Genomic DNA, 14,834 nt, shown 5'->3' with positions numbered 1-14,834 from the left:
GGTTATGGGTCCCTGCTTTCGCAGGGACGACAGCGGCATCAATAGCGCGGCAGCGCCGAATTACAAAATGAACCGGCTCAGATCCGCGTTCTTGGCGAGGTCGCCGACGTGCTTCTGCACGAAGTCCGCATCGACCTTGACGGTCTCGCCGCTGCGGTCGGGGGCGGTGAAGGAGATTTCGTCCAGCACCCGTTCCATCACGGTCTGAAGTCGCCGCGCGCCGATGTTCTCGACCGTCGAATTGACGGCGACCGCGACGTCGGCGAGCGCGTCGACGGCGTCGGCGGTGATGTCGAGCGTCACGCCCTCGGTCTGCAGCAACGCGATATATTGCTTGATCAGCGAGGCCTCGGGCTCGGTCAGGATGCGCCGCATGTCGTCGCGGGTCAGTGCCTGCAGTTCGACGCGGATCGGCAGGCGGCCCTGCAATTCCGGCAACAGGTCGGACGGTTTCGCGACGTGGAAGGCGCCGGACGCGATGAACAGGATGTGATCGGTCTTCACCGCGCCGTGCTTGGTCGAGACCGTGGTGCCCTCGATCAACGGCAGCAGGTCACGCTGCACGCCCTCGCGCGAGACGTCGCCGCCGACCCGGCCGTCGCGTGCGCAGATCTTGTCGATCTCGTCCAGGAACACGATGCCGTTGTTCTCGACCGCGCTGATCGCTTCCAGCGTGAGCTGGTCGGTATCCAGCAGCTTGTCGGATTCCTCATTGACGAGGATCTCGTGCGAGTTCTCCACCGTCAGTCGCCGCGTCTTGCTGCGCCCACCCAGCTTGCCGAAGATGTCGCCGAGCGACACCGCGCCCATCTGCGCGCCGGGCATGCCCGGGATCTCGAACATCGGCATGCCGCCGCCCGAGGACTGCGTCTCGATCTCGATTTCCTTGTCGTTGAGCTCGCCGGCGCGCAGCTTCTTGCGGAACGATTCGCGCGTTGCCTGGCTGGAATTGGCGCCGACCAGCGCGTCGAGCACGCGCTCCTCGGCGGCGAGTTGCGCGCGTGCCTGCACGTCCTTGCGCTTGCGCTCACGCACCTGGGCGATCGCGACCTCGACGAGATCGCGCACGATCTGCTCGACGTCGCGGCCGACATAGCCGACCTCGGTGAATTTCGTCGCTTCCACCTTCAGGAACGGCGCATTCGCGAGCTTGGCGAGCCGTCGCGCGATCTCCGTTTTGCCGACGCCGGTGGGGCCGATCATCAAGATGTTCTTCGGGAGTACCTCTTCGCGCAAGGAGCCGGAGAGCTGCTGCCGCCGCCAGCGGTTGCGCAGCGCGATCGAGACCGCGCGCTTGGCATCGGCCTGGCCGACGATGAAACGGTCGAGTTCGGAGACGATTTCGCGGGGGGAGAAGTCTGTCATGGGACCTTAGCTAGGATCAGATGCGGGTCGGGACAAGCCGCATTTTACGTCAGATGATGGGCGGGCCCGATTGCCACTGTTTCACGGCGTCGATCGGATGGATCAGCATCAGGATATTGAGCGTCAGATTGTCGCGAATGTGAAGCGCGAGCATGATCTCGAAGGCGAGCCCGAGCAGGACGGTCACCGAGACTGGCAGCACGCGCGCGGCGAGGAACCCCATCATCATGGCCAGATTGTCAGAAATCGAATTGACGATGCTGTCGCCGAAATAATCCAGCGAGATCGTGCCGGCACGGTAGCGTTCGATGATGAAGGGCGAGTTCTCGACGATCTCCCAGGCGCCTTCGATCAGCATGGCGACGATCAGCCGTGCCGGCCAGGACAGTTGTAGGAAGGGCAGGCGCGCGAACAGCAGCCAAGTCAAGCCGTAGAACAGGAAGCCATGCAGGATGTGAGAGAAGGTGTACCAGTCCGTGATGTGCTGCGAATTTTCGGAGCTGTTCACCACGCCATGCCAGAGCTTTACATAGCCGCAGGTGCAGATCGGCACCCGTCCCATCGCGAACAGGATCGAGGCCTGCAGCGCCAGCAGCAGCAGTGCGATGCCGACCCAGGCCAATGGCGGTACGGCGACCTTGCTCTCGTGTGTGCTGGTCAGCGTCACGGCTCGCGCACCATCAGCAGCGCCGTCCCGTCCGGCGTCTCGACCATGCGGTCGCGGACGAAGCCGGCCTTCTCATAGGCGCGCACGGCACGTGCGTTGAGCGGATCGGGATCGGTGACGATGCGTGGCAGGCCCTGCCGCAACTGGCCGTCGACGAACTGGCGGATGAACGCGGAGCCGTGGCCGCGCGCGATCATGTCGCTTTCGCCGATGAACTGGTCGATCCCACGGGTGCCCTCCGGTTGCGGCCCAAAGCCGGTATTCCAGGCTGTCAGGCGATAGCATTGAAGATAGCCGAACGGGTGGGTGCCGGCCAACACGATGAACTGGTCCATCGCCGGCTCATCGAGATCGCCGCCCACGAGCGCAAACTGCTCGTCCGGATCGCCCCACCATTCCCGCACATGCGCCTCGCCCAGCCACCGCCGGATCAGCGGCAAATCGGCCGGGCTCATCGGGCGGAAGGTGTAGGCGGGCGCCATGTCCTGTTCGGTCTGGCCTAGCCGGTCGCCAGGCTTTCGATGGTCAGATTGCGGTTGGTGTAGACGCAGATGTCGGCGGCGATATCGAGGGAGCGGCGGACGATGGTCTCGGCATCCTTGTCGGTGTCGATCAAGGCCCGCGCGGCGGCCAGGGCGTAATTGCCGCCGGAGCCGATCGCCATGACCCCGGCCTCGGGCTCCAGCACGTCGCCGGTGCCTGTCAGGACCAGGGAGACGTCCTTGTCGGCCACGATCATCATGGCCTCCAGGCGGCGCAGATAGCGGTCGGTCCGCCAGTCCTTGGCGAGCTCCACCGCAGCCCGGGTCAGCTGCCCCGGATACTGCTCGAGCTTGGATTCGAGCCGCTCGAAGAGCGTGAAGGCGTCGGCCGTGGCGCCGGCAAAGCCGCCGATCACGTCGCCCTTGCCGAGTTTTCGCACCTTCTTGGCGTTGGACTTGATCACGGTCTGGCCGATCGAGACCTGGCCGTCGCCGCCGATCACCACCTTGCCGCCCTTGCGGACCGTCAAAATCGTGGTGCCGTGCCAGCCCGGCGCGCTGTTCTGGGAATCCTGCATCAAATACCTCGTTGTCGGACCTGATTTAGGCGGTCCGGACCGACCGTACAACGGGCCGCTCCGGGCCCATTTCGCTCACCATAGGCAGAAGTAGAGGCCCGGCCAGCCGTTCCCGCAGTAGCGAAGGCGTCATTTGACTGTTAAAAGACCGCCGTTTTCGGTCCAAAACCAGAATGGAAACCGCTTTTCAATGCGCACCGCGACGATCAAGCGCAAGACCAAGGAAACCGACATCGAGGTCACCGTGAACCTCGATGGCACCGGCGTGTCCAATATCGCGACCGGCATCGGCTTTTTCGACCATATGCTCGATCTCCTCGCCCGCCATTCCCGCATCGACCTCACGGTCAAGGCGGTTGGCGATTTGCACATTGATCATCACCATACCACCGAAGACACCGGCATCGCGCTCGGCCAGGCGGTCAAGCAGGCGCTCGGCAACATGGCGGGCATCACCCGCTATGCCGGCGTGCACATGCCCATGGACGAGACGCTGTCGCGCGTGGTCATCGACATCTCGGGCCGTCCGTTCCTGGTGTTCAAGGCCGACTTCCCCCGCGACAAGATCGGCGAGTTCGATACCGAGCTGGTGCGCGAGTGGTTCCAGGCCTTCGCCATGAACGCCGGCGTGACTCTCCACGTCGAGACCCTATATGGCGATAACAGCCACCATATCGCCGAGTCCTGCTTCAAGGGCCTGGCGCGGGCGCTGCGCACTGCCGTCGCGATCGATCCGAAGGCCGTGGGCGAAATCCCGTCCACCAAGGGTTCGCTCGGCGGCTGACGTCTTTCGGCCCGCGGCACGCGCCGCTTGCGGTATCACTGAATTCCTAGGAACGGGGCATCACCATGCCTGTCTACACAGTTCATGCTCCCTCCCCTGCCGGAGCCGATCTGCGCGCGACCGACAAGTTCGTCTTCGTGCGCGACGGTTTTCATTTCTGGGCGATGGTTTTGGGTCCGTTCTGGCTGCTCTGGAACAGGCTCTGGCTGGCGCTGATCGGCTGGGTGATTTTCCTGGCTGCATTCGATGCAGGGCTGCATAGCCTCGGCGTTGGCCGCAGCTCGATCTTCCTGGCCAATATGATCATCGCGGTGCTGATGGGTTTCGAGGCCTCGAGCCTGCGCCGCTGGACGCTGTCGCGCGGCAAGTGGCGCCAGCTCGACGTCGTCATCTCCGACGACGAGGACACCGCCGAGCGGCGGTTCTTCGAGCGCTGGAGCCAGAAGCAGCGCGGCATCGTCAACGATCAATGGGCCGTCGATCGAGGCGGCCCGCCGCCAACCCGCAACGTGCCGGGTCAGCAATTCTCGAATCCGCCACCGCTGCCGTCGGGCGGCATCATTGGATTGTTTCCAGAACCGGGAGGGTCAAGATGAGCGTCGCGATCATCGATTACGGTTCAGGCAATCTGCATTCCGCCGCCAAGGCATTCGAGCGCGCCGCGCGCAGCCTGGAGATTCCGCAAAAGGTCTTCGTCACCAGCGATCCGGATCAGGCCTACGGCGCCGACCGTCTGGTGCTGCCGGGCGTCGGCGCCTTCGCCGATTGCCGGCGCGGGCTCGATGCCGTCAACGGCATGGTCGAGGCGATCACCGAAGCGGTGCGCGTCAAGGCGCGGCCCTTCTTTGGTATTTGCGTCGGCATGCAGCTGATGGCGAGCCGCGGCAAGGAACACGTCATCACCGAGGGCCTGAACTGGGTCGGCGGCGACGTCGAGAAGATCATGCCGCGCGACGAGAGCCTGAAGATCCCGCACATGGGCTGGAACACGCTCGACCTGCTGCGCGAGCATCCGGTGCTGGACAGGCTGCCGCTCGGTCCCAAGGGGCAGCACGCCTATTTCGTGCACTCCTACCACCTCAACGCCGCCAACGAGGCGGACGTGCTCGCGCGCGCCGATTACGGTGGACCCGTCACCGCGATCGTCGCGAAGGACACCGCCATCGGCACCCAATTCCACCCCGAGAAGAGCCAGCGTTTCGGCCTGGCCCTGATCTCGAACTTTTTGCGATGGAAACCGTGATTCTCTTTCCCGCGATCGATCTCAAGAACGGCCAGTGCGTGCGCCTCGAGCAAGGCGACATGGCGCGCGCGACCGTGTTCAACCTCAATCCCGCAGCGCAAGCGCAGAGCTTTGTCGAACAGGGCTTCGAGTATCTCCATGTCGTCGATCTCGACGGCGCCTTTGCCGGCAAGCCGGTGAACGCGCAGGCGGTCGAGGCGATGCTCAAGACGATCAAGATCCCGGTGCAGCTCGGCGGCGGCATTCGCGATCTCGCGACCGTCGAAGCCTGGCTCGACAAGGGTATCACCCGCGTCATCATCGGCACCGCCGCGGTGCGCGACCCTGAACTGGTGAAGGCGGCTGCAAGGAAATTCCCCGGCCGCGTCGCGGTCGGGCTCGATGCCCGTGACGGCAAGGTCGCCGTCGAAGGCTGGGCCGAGACCTCGCAGGTGACGGTGCTGGAAATCGCGCAGCGTTTCGAGGATGCCGGCGTTGCCGCCATCATCTTCACCGACATCGCGCGCGACGGCCTGCTCAAGGGCCTCAACCTCGATGCGACCATCGCGCTGGCGGATGCGATCTCGATTCCCGTGATCGCCTCAGGCGGCCTCGCCTCGATCGAAGACGTCAAGGCGATGCTGACGCCGCGCGCCAGGAAGCTCGCCGGCGCGATCGCCGGCCGCGCGCTTTACGATGGCCGGCTCGATCCCGCCGCCGCCCTCACCTTGATCCGCAACGCGCGCACCGCCTAGGAGCCGACACATGTTCAAGGTGCGCGTGATCCCCTGCCTCGACGTCAAGGACGGCCGGGTCGTCAAGGGCGTCAACTTCGTCGACCTGCGCGATGCCGGCGATCCCGTCGAAGCCGCGATCGCCTATGACGCCGCCGGTGCCGACGAGCTCACCTTCCTCGACATCACCGCGACCCACGAGAACCGCGGCATCATGCTGGACGTGGTCCGGCGTACGGCGGAGGCCTGCTTCATGCCCGTGACCGTCGGTGGCGGCGTGCGCAAGGTTGACGACATCAAGACGCTCCTGCGCGCCGGCGCCGACAAGGTCTCGATCAACAGCGCCGCGGTGTCGCGGCGCGAGTTCGTCAAGGAAGCCGCCGAAAAATTCGGCGAACAATGCGTGGTGGTCGCGATCGACGCCAAGCGGGTCAAGCGTCCGGGCGGCGATCGCTGGGAGATCTTCACCCATGGCGGGCGCAACTCGACCGGCATCGATGCCATCGAATATGCCCAGGAAGTGGTCTCGCTCGGTGCCGGTGAAATCCTGCTCACCTCCATGGACCGCGACGGCACCCGGCAGGGCTTCGACATCCCGCTGACCCGGGCGATCGCCGACAGCGTTCCCGTTCCGGTGATCGCCTCGGGCGGCGTCGGCAATCTCGATCATCTCGTCGACGGTATCCGCGACGGCCACGCCACGGCTGTGCTGGCCGCCTCGATCTTCCATTTCGGGGAATTCACCATTCGCGAAGCCAAGGAGCACATGGCCCGGCGCGGACTGGCCATGCGCCTCGATGCCTGACGACTCCCGATCATAAAAATGCTACATAGGCCTGCGGGGAATGGCCTCCGTGGCCTTGTGTGTTTTCGAGTAATTCCGATGTCGCGTTTCACGATCCACGATCTGGCCGACACCATCGACGCCCGCGCGGCGGCCGGCGGCGAGGCGTCCTATACCCGCAAGCTCCTGGACAAGGGCGCCGAGCATTGCGCCAAGAAGTTCGGCGAGGAGGCAGTCGAAACCGTAATCGCAGCAGTCGAAAACGATCGCGCGCATCTGATCGCTGAAAGTGCCGACCTGCTCTATCACTTCCTTGTGCTGCTCAAGGCCCGCGGCGTAAAGCTGGAGGAGGTCGAGGCCGCGCTGGACAAGCGGACGAATATGTCCGGATTGGAAGAAAAGGCGTCCCGCAAGGGTTAGTAGATCCCAACGGAAAGGTCGCGTCATGGATATCCGCGCACCCGAGCAGCAGTATAATCCGTACCGCGTCTATACGCGCGAGCAGTGGTCGCGACTGCGCGACGACACGCCGATGACGCTGGAGCCCGGCGAGTTCGACCGGCTGCGCTCACTGCACGATCGCCTGGACTTGCAGGAGGTCGAGGACATCTACCTGCCGCTGTCGCGCCTCCTGTCGATCTATGTCGATGCGATGCAGCGCCTGTACTACGCGGAGCGCCAGTTCCTCAACATCCGCGACCGCAAGATGCCCTACATCATCGGCGTCGCCGGCTCGGTCGCGGTCGGAAAATCCACCACGGCCCGCGTGCTTCAGGCGCTGCTGGCGCGCTGGTCGCCGCGTCCGAAGGTCGAACTGATCACCACCGACGGATTTCTGTATCCCAACGCCGTGCTGGAGCGGCAGGGCATCATGCAGAAGAAGGGCTTTCCGGAGAGCTACGACCTGCCGCTGCTGCTCAGCTTCCTTTCCGACATCAAGGCCGGCCGCCGCCACGTGCGCGCGCCGGTCTATTCGCATCTGACCTACGACATCGTGCCCAACCAGTGGGCCGAGATCGACCAGCCCGACATCCTGATCGTCGAGGGCGTCAACGTGCTGCAGACCGGCAAGCTGCCGCGCGACGGCAAGGCGGTGCCCGTCGTCTCCGACTTCTTCGATTTCTCGGTCTATATCGACGCTGACGAGGCGGCGCTGCGGCAATGGTACATCAAGCGCTTCCTGGCGCTGCGTGACACGGCGTTCACCAATCCAAAATCCTACTTCAACCGCTACGCGCTGTTGTCGGACGAGGAAGCCACCGCCACCGCGATCGCGATCTGGGAACGCACCAACCTCGCCAATCTCGAGGACAACATCCTTCCGACCCGCCCCCGCGCGACGCTGATCCTGAAGAAGGGTGCCGACCACACCGTGGCGAGTGTGGCGCTGCGACGGCTATAGGCCGCGGTGCCGTGTGCCGTGGTATCGTAGGGTGGGCAAAGGCGCGAAGCGCCGTGCCCACCGTCTATCTCCATTTTGAACGTGAATGGTGGGCACGCGGAGCCTGTCATCGGGCGCGCATTCGCGCGACCCGTTGGCTTTGCCCACCCTACGGCATTGGCGATTGGCGCACGCCTGCAGCCACATCGTCATTGCGAGCGCAGCGAAGCAATCCAGAATCTTTCCGCGGGGGATTCTGGATTGCTTCGTCGCAAGGGCTCCTCGCAATGACGGAGGAGAGACCTTCCTACACCGCCAGATGCCGCGCCGCGGCCAGCCCGGCCAGCGCCTCGTCAAGCTTGTCGCGGTCGAGCGGCTTGATCAGAAACCCGTTCATGCCCGCCTCGAAACAGGCATAGCGATCCTCCACCAGCGTATTGGCGGTGAGCGCGAGGATCGGCGTGTGGTGGCCGCCTTTGGCGGCCTCATGCGTGCGGATGCGTTTCGTCGCCTCGATGCCGTCGAGCTGCGGCATCTGGATGTCCATCAACACGAGATCGTAGGGTGTGCCGGCGGATGACGCGGCAAGCCAGGATTCCAGCGCCGCCTCGCCATGAACGGCGATGACGACGCGGTGGCCGAGCTTGGTCAGCAGCGAGCGCATCAGCAGCGCGTTGATCTCGTTGTCCTCGGCGACGAGGATCGACAGGCCCTTTGCCGTTACGACGCCGGTGGGGGAGGCGGCCGGCGGCTCCGGCGCCAGTTCGGGCGAGGGGACCTCCGGCGTCAGCGCGAGACGTGCCGCGAGCGAAGCCGCGCGCAGCGGCTTGATCAGGAAGCCGGTGAAGGAAGCTGAAAATTTCTCGTGGCGCGAGCTCGACGTCAGCAGCACCAGTCGCTGCGCCGTATGCTTGCGCGCGGCCTCGCCGAGATGGTCGGCGATGGCGGCGCCGATCGCACGATCGACCAGCACCGCATGCCATGAGCGCTCCGGCAGCAGCGCCTCTGCGACGGCGCCATCCGAGACGAGGCAGGTCTGGCCGCCCCAGCGCTCCAGCCGCCGCGCGATCAGCGAGGCCTCGATGCCATCGGAAATGAGGAGGATCGACTTGCCGGTGAGATCAGGGCTTGGAAACGCCGTCTGTCCCGCGCCGGATTGCGATCGCGCAAGCGGGATCGCGACCTCGAAGGTCGAGCCCTTGCCCGGCTCGCTCTCCAGGGTGATGCGGCCGCCCATGCGCTTGACGATGCGCTCGCTGATGGCAAGGCCGAGCCCGGTGCCGCCATAGGTGCGGGCGACGCGCTCGTCGGCCTGCTCGAACTCGCGGAAGATGCGCGTTCGCGCCTCGGGTGCGATGCCGATGCCGGTGTCGCGCACCAGAAAACTGATTTCGTTCGGCCAGATGCCGGGTTCGACGATCAGTGCGACGCCGCCGGTCGCGGTGAACTTGATGGCGTTGCCGGCGAGGTTGAGCAGCACCTGGCGCAACCGCGCGGCGTCGCCGACAACCTCGAGCGGCAGGCGCTCGTCGACATAGGCGGCGATCTCGAGCGTCTTTGCCTGCGCGCGCGGTGCGAGCAGCTCGGTGATCTCCTCGATCATGGTCGAGAGCGCGAAGGGGCGCTGGTCGAGATCGAGCTTGCCGGCCTCGATCTTGGAATAGTCGAGCAGTTCCTCGATCAGCGCCATCAAGGCTTCGCCGGAGGTTTTCACCGCCCTGGCATAGGTCGTTTGCTCCGGCGTCAGTGTGGTGTCGAGCAACAGGCCGCCCATGCCGATGATGCCGTTGAGCGGCGTGCGGATCTCATGCGAGGCCATCGCGAGGAAGCGCGACTTGGCGCGGTTGGCGGCATCGGCCTGGTCGCGCGCGTCCGACAGCGCGCGCTCGGTCTCGGTGCGGTCGGTGACGTCGCGTCCGACGCTCTGCAGTTCGGCGGGCTGGCCGGCATCGAGACGGACATAGCCCTCGCGCCAGGCGATCCAGCGCGCGCCGTGCGGGGTGGTGATCCTCTGGTCGTGAATGCGCGTGCCGTTGCTTTCGCGGGCGCTGTCGCCCTGCTCGAGGATGTCGAAATCGAAGCGCGTGCCGACCAGCACGCTGCGCGCCTGTCCTGCGAGCGCGCAATAGGCGTCGTTGGCGAAGGTGATGCGGCCCTGATGGTCGCGCAGCACGATCAGGTCACCCTGCTGTTCGAACAGGCTGCGCGCGCGTTCCTCCGCCTCCTTCAGTTCCCAATTGCGATCGATCAGTGTCTCGTTGTGGGCGGCGAGCTTACGCATCCGCTTGTTGACGAAGCGCAGCCGCATGCTGAGCGTGGCGAGGCCGAGGCAGGCGAGCGCGAACAGGAAGCTCGCGCCGACCGCAAACGTATTGGGATCGTAGCCGGAGTTCTCGGAGCGGCTGCCGGAGACGAAGCCATAGGCGCCGCCGAACGTCGCCGAGAAGATCATGAAGGAGCGGATCGCGAACGCGATGCGGGGATGCTGTCGCCTGAAGCGGCGCATGCGCACCTTGATCCGGAACGTCCGATCCATCGCCATCGACCCCGACTCTTGCTCCGAAACCCCGCGTCGCCAATTGCGACGATGTCTCGCCGACCTTGCGAACAGCTTGAGGCTTTGGGTCGGCCTCCAAACAGGGTTGACGAGGTGTTAACGCTTCAGAGCGAGGCGGCCTGGAGCGGGAGCGGGCGGTGGCCGCCATTGGCGCCGACGATCAGCGCCGCGGCCTCGCGCTGCGAAAAGGTCTTCGAGCGCACATAGATGCGGTAATGGGCCGGCCCGTCGGTGGACAGGTAAATCACCGGGCCGCCGTCGACGGGCTCCGCGGCTATCGTGACGAGGCGCGTCGCCGGATTGGCCTGACAGGAATCCGTTTCGGAGCCGAGACCGTCGTCCACGACCGCGAAGTCCGCCGCGTCCGGATCGTCGGTGATCTGAACCCGCACCGTGGCCCGCGACAGATCGTCGGTGAAGGCGACATGGACGCCGGCCGTCCAGAACAGGGATGTCAGCTCGACTGAAGTCTCGCCCAGCGCGATGCAGGGATGCGAGACCGGTCCGATCTCGCCGCGGGCGAACACCGCGGCCGCCAACAGGGGAACAACCGAGGCCAGGATCTTGAAACGCAACATGACACTCTACTCGCCCGGCCCGGTGTGGACTCGTACTGGGAACGCGTGGGCCTTATGGTTTGCAGAGCGTAAAGGAAACTCGTTACCGCCGGGTTGATGCGCGGAATGATCAGGCCATCTGCCGCACATCCTCCGCGAGTGCGCGGTAGGACAGCGCTTCGGCGAGATGCAGCCGGCCGATCTTGTCGGCGCCGTCGAGATCGGCGAGCGTGCGGGCCACCCGCAGCACGCGGTGATAGCCGCGCGCCGACAGCCGCATGGTCTCGGCGGCGTCGCGCAGCAATTTGGCGCCTTGCGCATCCGGCTTGGCGACGTCTTCCAACACCGAGGCCGGCGCCTCGGCATTGGTGCGAACATGCGGCAGGCCCGCATCCGCGTAACGCGCGAGCTGGATGTCGCGCGCGGCTGCCACGCGCGCGGCGACTTCGGCCGAGCCTTCCGCCGGCGGCGGCAGGATCAGATCCGCTGCGGTCACCGCGGGAACCTCGATGCGCAAATCGATGCGGTCCATCAGCGGACCGGAGATGCGCGCCTGGTAGTCGCCGGTGCAGCGGTCGATGCGGCCGCGCTTGCACGAATAGCCGGGCTCGAACGCATTGCCGCAGCGGCACGGATTCATCGCCGCGACCAGCATGAAGCGCGCAGGATAAGTCACGCGATGATTGGCGCGGGAGACGGAGACCTCGCCGTTCTCAAGCGGCTGGCGCAGCGAATCCAGCACGCGCGGATCGAATTCGGGCAGCTCGTCGAGGAACAGCACGCCCTGATGCGCGAGCGAGATCTCGCTGGGTTTCGCGCGGATGCCGCCGCCGGTGAGCGCGGCCATGCTGGCGGAATGATGCGGCGAACGGAACGGCCGCCGCGCGGTCAACGCGCCGCCCTCGATCTCGCCGGCGACGGAGGCGATCATGGAGACTTCGAGCAATTCGCCCGGCGACAGCGGCGGCAGGATCGAGGGCAGGCGCGCCGCCAGCATCGACTTGCCGGCGCCGGGCGCGCCGATCATGAGCATGTGATTTCTTCAATGGCAAAAGCGGTATGCCTGCCATGCACGCTTCTTACCCTCACGCAACGTGGTGGGCCTGCGCCTAAAGCACGCGCCTCGGATCAGGCTTCGGCATGGGGATTTGCGTAACGATTTCCTTGGGGTCCTTGCGGGACAGCTGTTGGATCAACTCGTTCACATCCATAGACACTTTGACGTCGTATTTGCACTGGGAGAGCGCAAAAATCAGTCCGACAACAAGTGCTTTGAGCGCACCCTTGCTGCCGCTGTTCTGCAGGCTATCGACCGCTTTGCCCAGCGCGGGGTCAATGTTCTCTGCGCGCCCTTTGGCCTCCTCAAGGGGCACCTTCTGATCGTAAACGTCCCGCAGGAGCTTGGCGAACGCCTGTAGGCGCTCGGGCGTCACCGATGCGCTTCGAATGATGTGAATAGCGTTCTCGAGCCCTACGAACTCGCCGTCCATGCTCGCGATATGGCCGCACCGCGGACAGTTAGTGACGCAGTTTTCGATAACTATCCTGGCGCCACCCCCCAAGGAGATTGGAGCCGGAAAAATCGCCCCGCAATTGGGGCAGTAGGCTGGTACGTTGGGCATCAGGTGTGTCCGTGGGTGAAGGACTTGCTCAAGCGCGTCTCTCAAAAGTAGCACAGTTAGGCTCATAGTTCTCGCTTGGTTCGCGGTGTCCCTAGCGATAATTTTGGCCTCTCGGCTGGCGCTGACCTGAGCAGGTGATGTCCGCCGGCGGCCGCGATCTCCAGCGCGCGCTTGGCGCTCTCCTGGCCCTTGATGTCGCGCAGGTCGAGCGGGGAGGCGGCGACCTCGTGCACGCGCGGCGTGGGCCGCGACAGCACCTGCGTGCCCTTGAAATGGTTGGCGATCTGGATCAGCGATTGTGCCGCGATGATCTGGATGTCCGGGCTCGCCCACGCCGCTTCCGAGCCGCAGGCTGCCGGACAGATCAAGCCTTCCTCGCGCACATTGGCGCCGATCGCGGCGGGAAGCACGCCGGCCACCGGCGCGATCGAGCCGTCGAGACCGAGTTCGCCGAGAACGGTAAAACCGGTCAGCGCATCCGGCGGGATTGCGCCGATCGCGGCCATCAGCCCGAGCGCGATCGGCAGGTCGTAATGGCTGCCCTCCTTGGGCAGGTCGGCCGGCGCCAGATTGACGATGATCCGCCGCGCCGGCAGCGCCAGGCCCGAGGCAATCAGCGCCGAGCGGACGCGTTCCCGTGCCTCCGACACCGCCTTGTCCGGCAGGCCGACGATGGCAAACGCCGGCAGGCCGGGCGCGACCTGCACCTGCACGTCGACCGCGCGGGCCTCGATCCCCTCAAAGGCGACGGTAGAAACCCGCTGAACCATGCCTGCCCCCTGATGCAATCAAGGGTAGCAGAGCTGGCCAATCACTGCAAGAACAATACGGGAACATATCCAGAGGCCGCGAAACCCTAACCAATCGTAAACGGGGTCCGGACACTACGCCTCGAATGCGAGCGGCTCTCATCAGCACATCCCAACGAATGTTCGCTACTCCTAGAGCTGCGGGATGGGCCGTGATCTAACAAGTGAACAATCAAAATGCTTGCAAATCGCCGCAGAAGCGAACGACGGGTGTGCACTCGGCTCGCCAAGATTCACTTTGGCGCGGGCTCGCTGCCGAGGGATTGCACGATCACGGATATCTCGGATGGGGGCGTGAAAGTGGTGGCGGAGTTTCTGGAAGTGCCGCCGCAATTCACCATCATCTTCGCGCCCGATTATTCCCGCCAATGCCGTCTGCGCTGGCGCATCGGCTGCGAATTCGGCGCCGAGTTCACCGATTAAGCCGGACGGACCGGGTTCCTTAACTGGACTTTAGCGTTAATCGGTAAGCATCGCTGATCAGTCGCCGAGTGATCAGAGTATGCCCAAGCGTTCGTCCCTTGCCTCTCCGCCGGCGAGATTCCTGCTTTCCGCGCTCGTGATGCTTGCCCTCGGCGGCTGCCAGACCACGAGTCTGGAGGACATCACCGGCGCGCTCGGCGGCAAGTCGGAAACGGCTGGCAGGGCCGATCCGAAGCCGGACATGGACGCGCTTCGCGAGCGCTATCGCGCCAAGCCTTCCGATCCCAACGTCGCGCTCGAATATGGCATGGCGCTGCGCGAGACCGGCCAGCGCGCCCAGGCCGTTGCGGTGATGGAGCAGGCCGTGCTTGCCCATCCCAGCAACAAGGCGCTGCTCGCCGGCTACGGCCGCGCGCTCGCCGACAGCGGCAATTTCCAGCAGGCTTTCGATGTGCTCAGCCGCGCGCATACGCCTGAGGATCCCGACTGGCGCATCCTGTCGGCGCAAGGCGCGGCGCTCGATCAGCTCGGTCGCAACGAAGAGGCGCAGCAATATTATGCGGCGGCGCTGAAGATCGTGCCCGAGGAGCCGCAGGTTCTGTCCAATCTCGGCCTGTCCTACATGCTCCAGAACAATCTGCCGCGGGCCGAGGAAACGCTGCGCCGCGCCTATGATCGCAATCGCGCCGATTCCCGCGTGCGCGCCAATCTGGCGCTCGTCGTGGGACTGCAGGGAAAGCAGGCCGAGGCCGAGACCATCGTGAAGGCCGACCTGCCGCCGGATCAGGCCGCGGCAAAGGTGACGGCGCTGCGGCAGTTGCTGGCGAAGAAGCAGCAGCGGGCGGAGAAATAGCCCGCCCTCGCCCGGA

General features: G+C 65.1%; 16 protein-coding genes and 2 pseudogenes. 9 read left to right on the top strand and 9 right to left on the bottom strand.

Going from position 1 to position 14,834, the window contains the following annotated elements; all coding sequences use genetic code 11:
• Window positions 1–60: 60 nt before the first annotated feature.
• From hslU to hslV, 4 genes are read right to left on the bottom strand one after another with little or no spacing between them, the layout of a single operon-like run.
• Window positions 61–1,365, bottom strand: a complete 1,305-nt coding sequence (gene hslU, locus QJT78_RS11250; RefSeq protein ID WP_028150162.1) for an ATP-dependent protease ATPase subunit HslU — start codon at window positions 1,363–1,365, stop codon at window positions 61–63.
• 49 nt (window positions 1,366–1,414) lie between these two features.
• On the bottom strand, window positions 1,415–2,032 hold the full coding sequence (locus tag QJT78_RS11245; RefSeq protein ID WP_028150161.1) for a DUF2585 domain-containing protein: 618 nt from the start codon (window positions 2,030–2,032) through the stop codon (window positions 1,415–1,417).
• On the bottom strand, window positions 2,029–2,514 hold the full coding sequence (locus QJT78_RS11240; RefSeq protein ID WP_028150160.1) for a GNAT family N-acetyltransferase: 486 nt from the start codon (window positions 2,512–2,514) through the stop codon (window positions 2,029–2,031). The genes QJT78_RS11245 and QJT78_RS11240 overlap by 4 nt, the downstream gene beginning before the upstream one ends.
• Before the next feature lie 17 nt (window positions 2,515–2,531).
• The gene (hslV, locus tag QJT78_RS11235) at window positions 2,532–3,092 is read right to left on the bottom strand and encodes an ATP-dependent protease subunit HslV (protein ID WP_028150159.1); all 561 of its coding nucleotides are present in this window, start codon (window positions 3,090–3,092) and stop codon (window positions 2,532–2,534) included.
• Window positions 3,093–3,282: 190 nt separating this feature from the next.
• On the opposite strand from hslV, the gene hisB reads away from it, so the two are divergent.
• The 7 genes from hisB to coaA all read left to right on the top strand — a co-directional run bounded on the left by hisB (window position 3,283) and on the right by coaA (window position 8,018).
• On the top strand, window positions 3,283–3,876 hold the full coding sequence (hisB, locus tag QJT78_RS11230; RefSeq protein ID WP_028150158.1) for an imidazoleglycerol-phosphate dehydratase HisB: 594 nt from the start codon (window positions 3,283–3,285) through the stop codon (window positions 3,874–3,876).
• Window positions 3,877–3,941: 65 nt separating this feature from the next.
• The gene (locus tag QJT78_RS11225; protein WP_028150157.1) at window positions 3,942–4,472 is read left to right on the top strand and encodes a DUF2628 domain-containing protein; all 531 of its coding nucleotides are present in this window, start codon (window positions 3,942–3,944) and stop codon (window positions 4,470–4,472) included.
• Window positions 4,469–5,119 (top strand): imidazole glycerol phosphate synthase subunit HisH, encoded by a 651-nt coding sequence (gene hisH / locus QJT78_RS11220; RefSeq protein ID WP_028150156.1) that lies wholly within the window; start codon window positions 4,469–4,471, stop codon window positions 5,117–5,119. The genes QJT78_RS11225 and hisH overlap by 4 nt, the downstream gene beginning before the upstream one ends.
• A complete protein-coding gene (gene hisA / locus QJT78_RS11215; RefSeq protein WP_028150155.1) occupies window positions 5,116–5,853 on the top strand; it encodes a 1-(5-phosphoribosyl)-5-[(5-phosphoribosylamino)methylideneamino]imidazole-4-carboxamide isomerase in 738 nt (245 codons plus the stop codon). The genes hisH and hisA overlap by 4 nt, the downstream gene beginning before the upstream one ends.
• A gap of 10 nt (window positions 5,854–5,863) precedes the next feature.
• Window positions 5,864–6,637, top strand: coding sequence for an imidazole glycerol phosphate synthase subunit HisF (hisF, locus tag QJT78_RS11210; protein WP_028150154.1), 774 nt, complete (start codon window positions 5,864–5,866; stop codon window positions 6,635–6,637).
• A gap of 78 nt (window positions 6,638–6,715) precedes the next feature.
• Window positions 6,716–7,036 (top strand): phosphoribosyl-ATP diphosphatase, encoded by a 321-nt coding sequence (locus QJT78_RS11205; RefSeq protein ID WP_028150153.1) that lies wholly within the window; start codon window positions 6,716–6,718, stop codon window positions 7,034–7,036.
• 25 nt (window positions 7,037–7,061) lie between these two features.
• Window positions 7,062–8,018: a type I pantothenate kinase gene (coaA, locus tag QJT78_RS11200; RefSeq protein ID WP_028150152.1), complete on the top strand. Its 957-nt coding sequence runs from the start codon at window positions 7,062–7,064 to the stop codon at window positions 8,016–8,018.
• A gap of 286 nt (window positions 8,019–8,304) precedes the next feature.
• Here coaA and QJT78_RS11195 read toward each other — a convergent pair whose 3' ends face one another.
• The 5 genes and pseudogenes from QJT78_RS11195 to QJT78_RS11175 all read right to left on the bottom strand — a co-directional run.
• Window positions 8,305–10,539: an ATP-binding protein gene (locus QJT78_RS11195; protein ID WP_038975645.1), complete on the bottom strand. Its 2,235-nt coding sequence runs from the start codon at window positions 10,537–10,539 to the stop codon at window positions 8,305–8,307.
• A 119-nt stretch (window positions 10,540–10,658) separates the two neighbouring features.
• The gene (locus QJT78_RS11190; RefSeq protein WP_038943465.1) at window positions 10,659–11,132 is read right to left on the bottom strand and encodes a hypothetical protein; all 474 of its coding nucleotides are present in this window, start codon (window positions 11,130–11,132) and stop codon (window positions 10,659–10,661) included.
• 109 nt (window positions 11,133–11,241) lie between these two features.
• Window positions 11,242–12,147 (bottom strand): annotated as a pseudogene (locus QJT78_RS11185) (ATP-binding protein); the annotation flags it as partial.
• A 73-nt stretch (window positions 12,148–12,220) separates the two neighbouring features.
• Complete coding sequence (locus tag QJT78_RS11180) at window positions 12,221–12,601, bottom strand: hypothetical protein (protein WP_038943464.1); 381 nt, start codon at window positions 12,599–12,601, stop codon at window positions 12,221–12,223.
• A gap of 260 nt (window positions 12,602–12,861) precedes the next feature.
• Window positions 12,862–13,503 (bottom strand): annotated as a pseudogene (locus QJT78_RS11175) (magnesium chelatase domain-containing protein); the annotation flags it as partial.
• A 216-nt stretch (window positions 13,504–13,719) separates the two neighbouring features.
• On the opposite strand from QJT78_RS11175, the gene QJT78_RS11170 reads away from it, so the two are divergent.
• Together QJT78_RS11170 and QJT78_RS11165 are read left to right on the top strand one after the other, a co-directional pair.
• Entirely contained in the window at window positions 13,720–13,965 is a 246-nt protein-coding gene (locus QJT78_RS11170) for a PilZ domain-containing protein (protein WP_027534981.1), read from the top strand.
• A gap of 79 nt (window positions 13,966–14,044) precedes the next feature.
• Entirely contained in the window at window positions 14,045–14,818 is a 774-nt protein-coding gene (locus QJT78_RS11165) for a tetratricopeptide repeat protein (protein ID WP_038944011.1), read from the top strand.
• The last annotated feature ends 16 nt before the right edge of the window (window positions 14,819–14,834 follow it).

This window comes from Bradyrhizobium sp. Mp27, assembly GCF_029953005.1.
Lineage (GTDB): Bacteria > Pseudomonadota > Alphaproteobacteria > Rhizobiales > Xanthobacteraceae > Bradyrhizobium > Bradyrhizobium barranii.
This window is presented reverse-complemented; position numbering and strand designations above follow the sequence as displayed.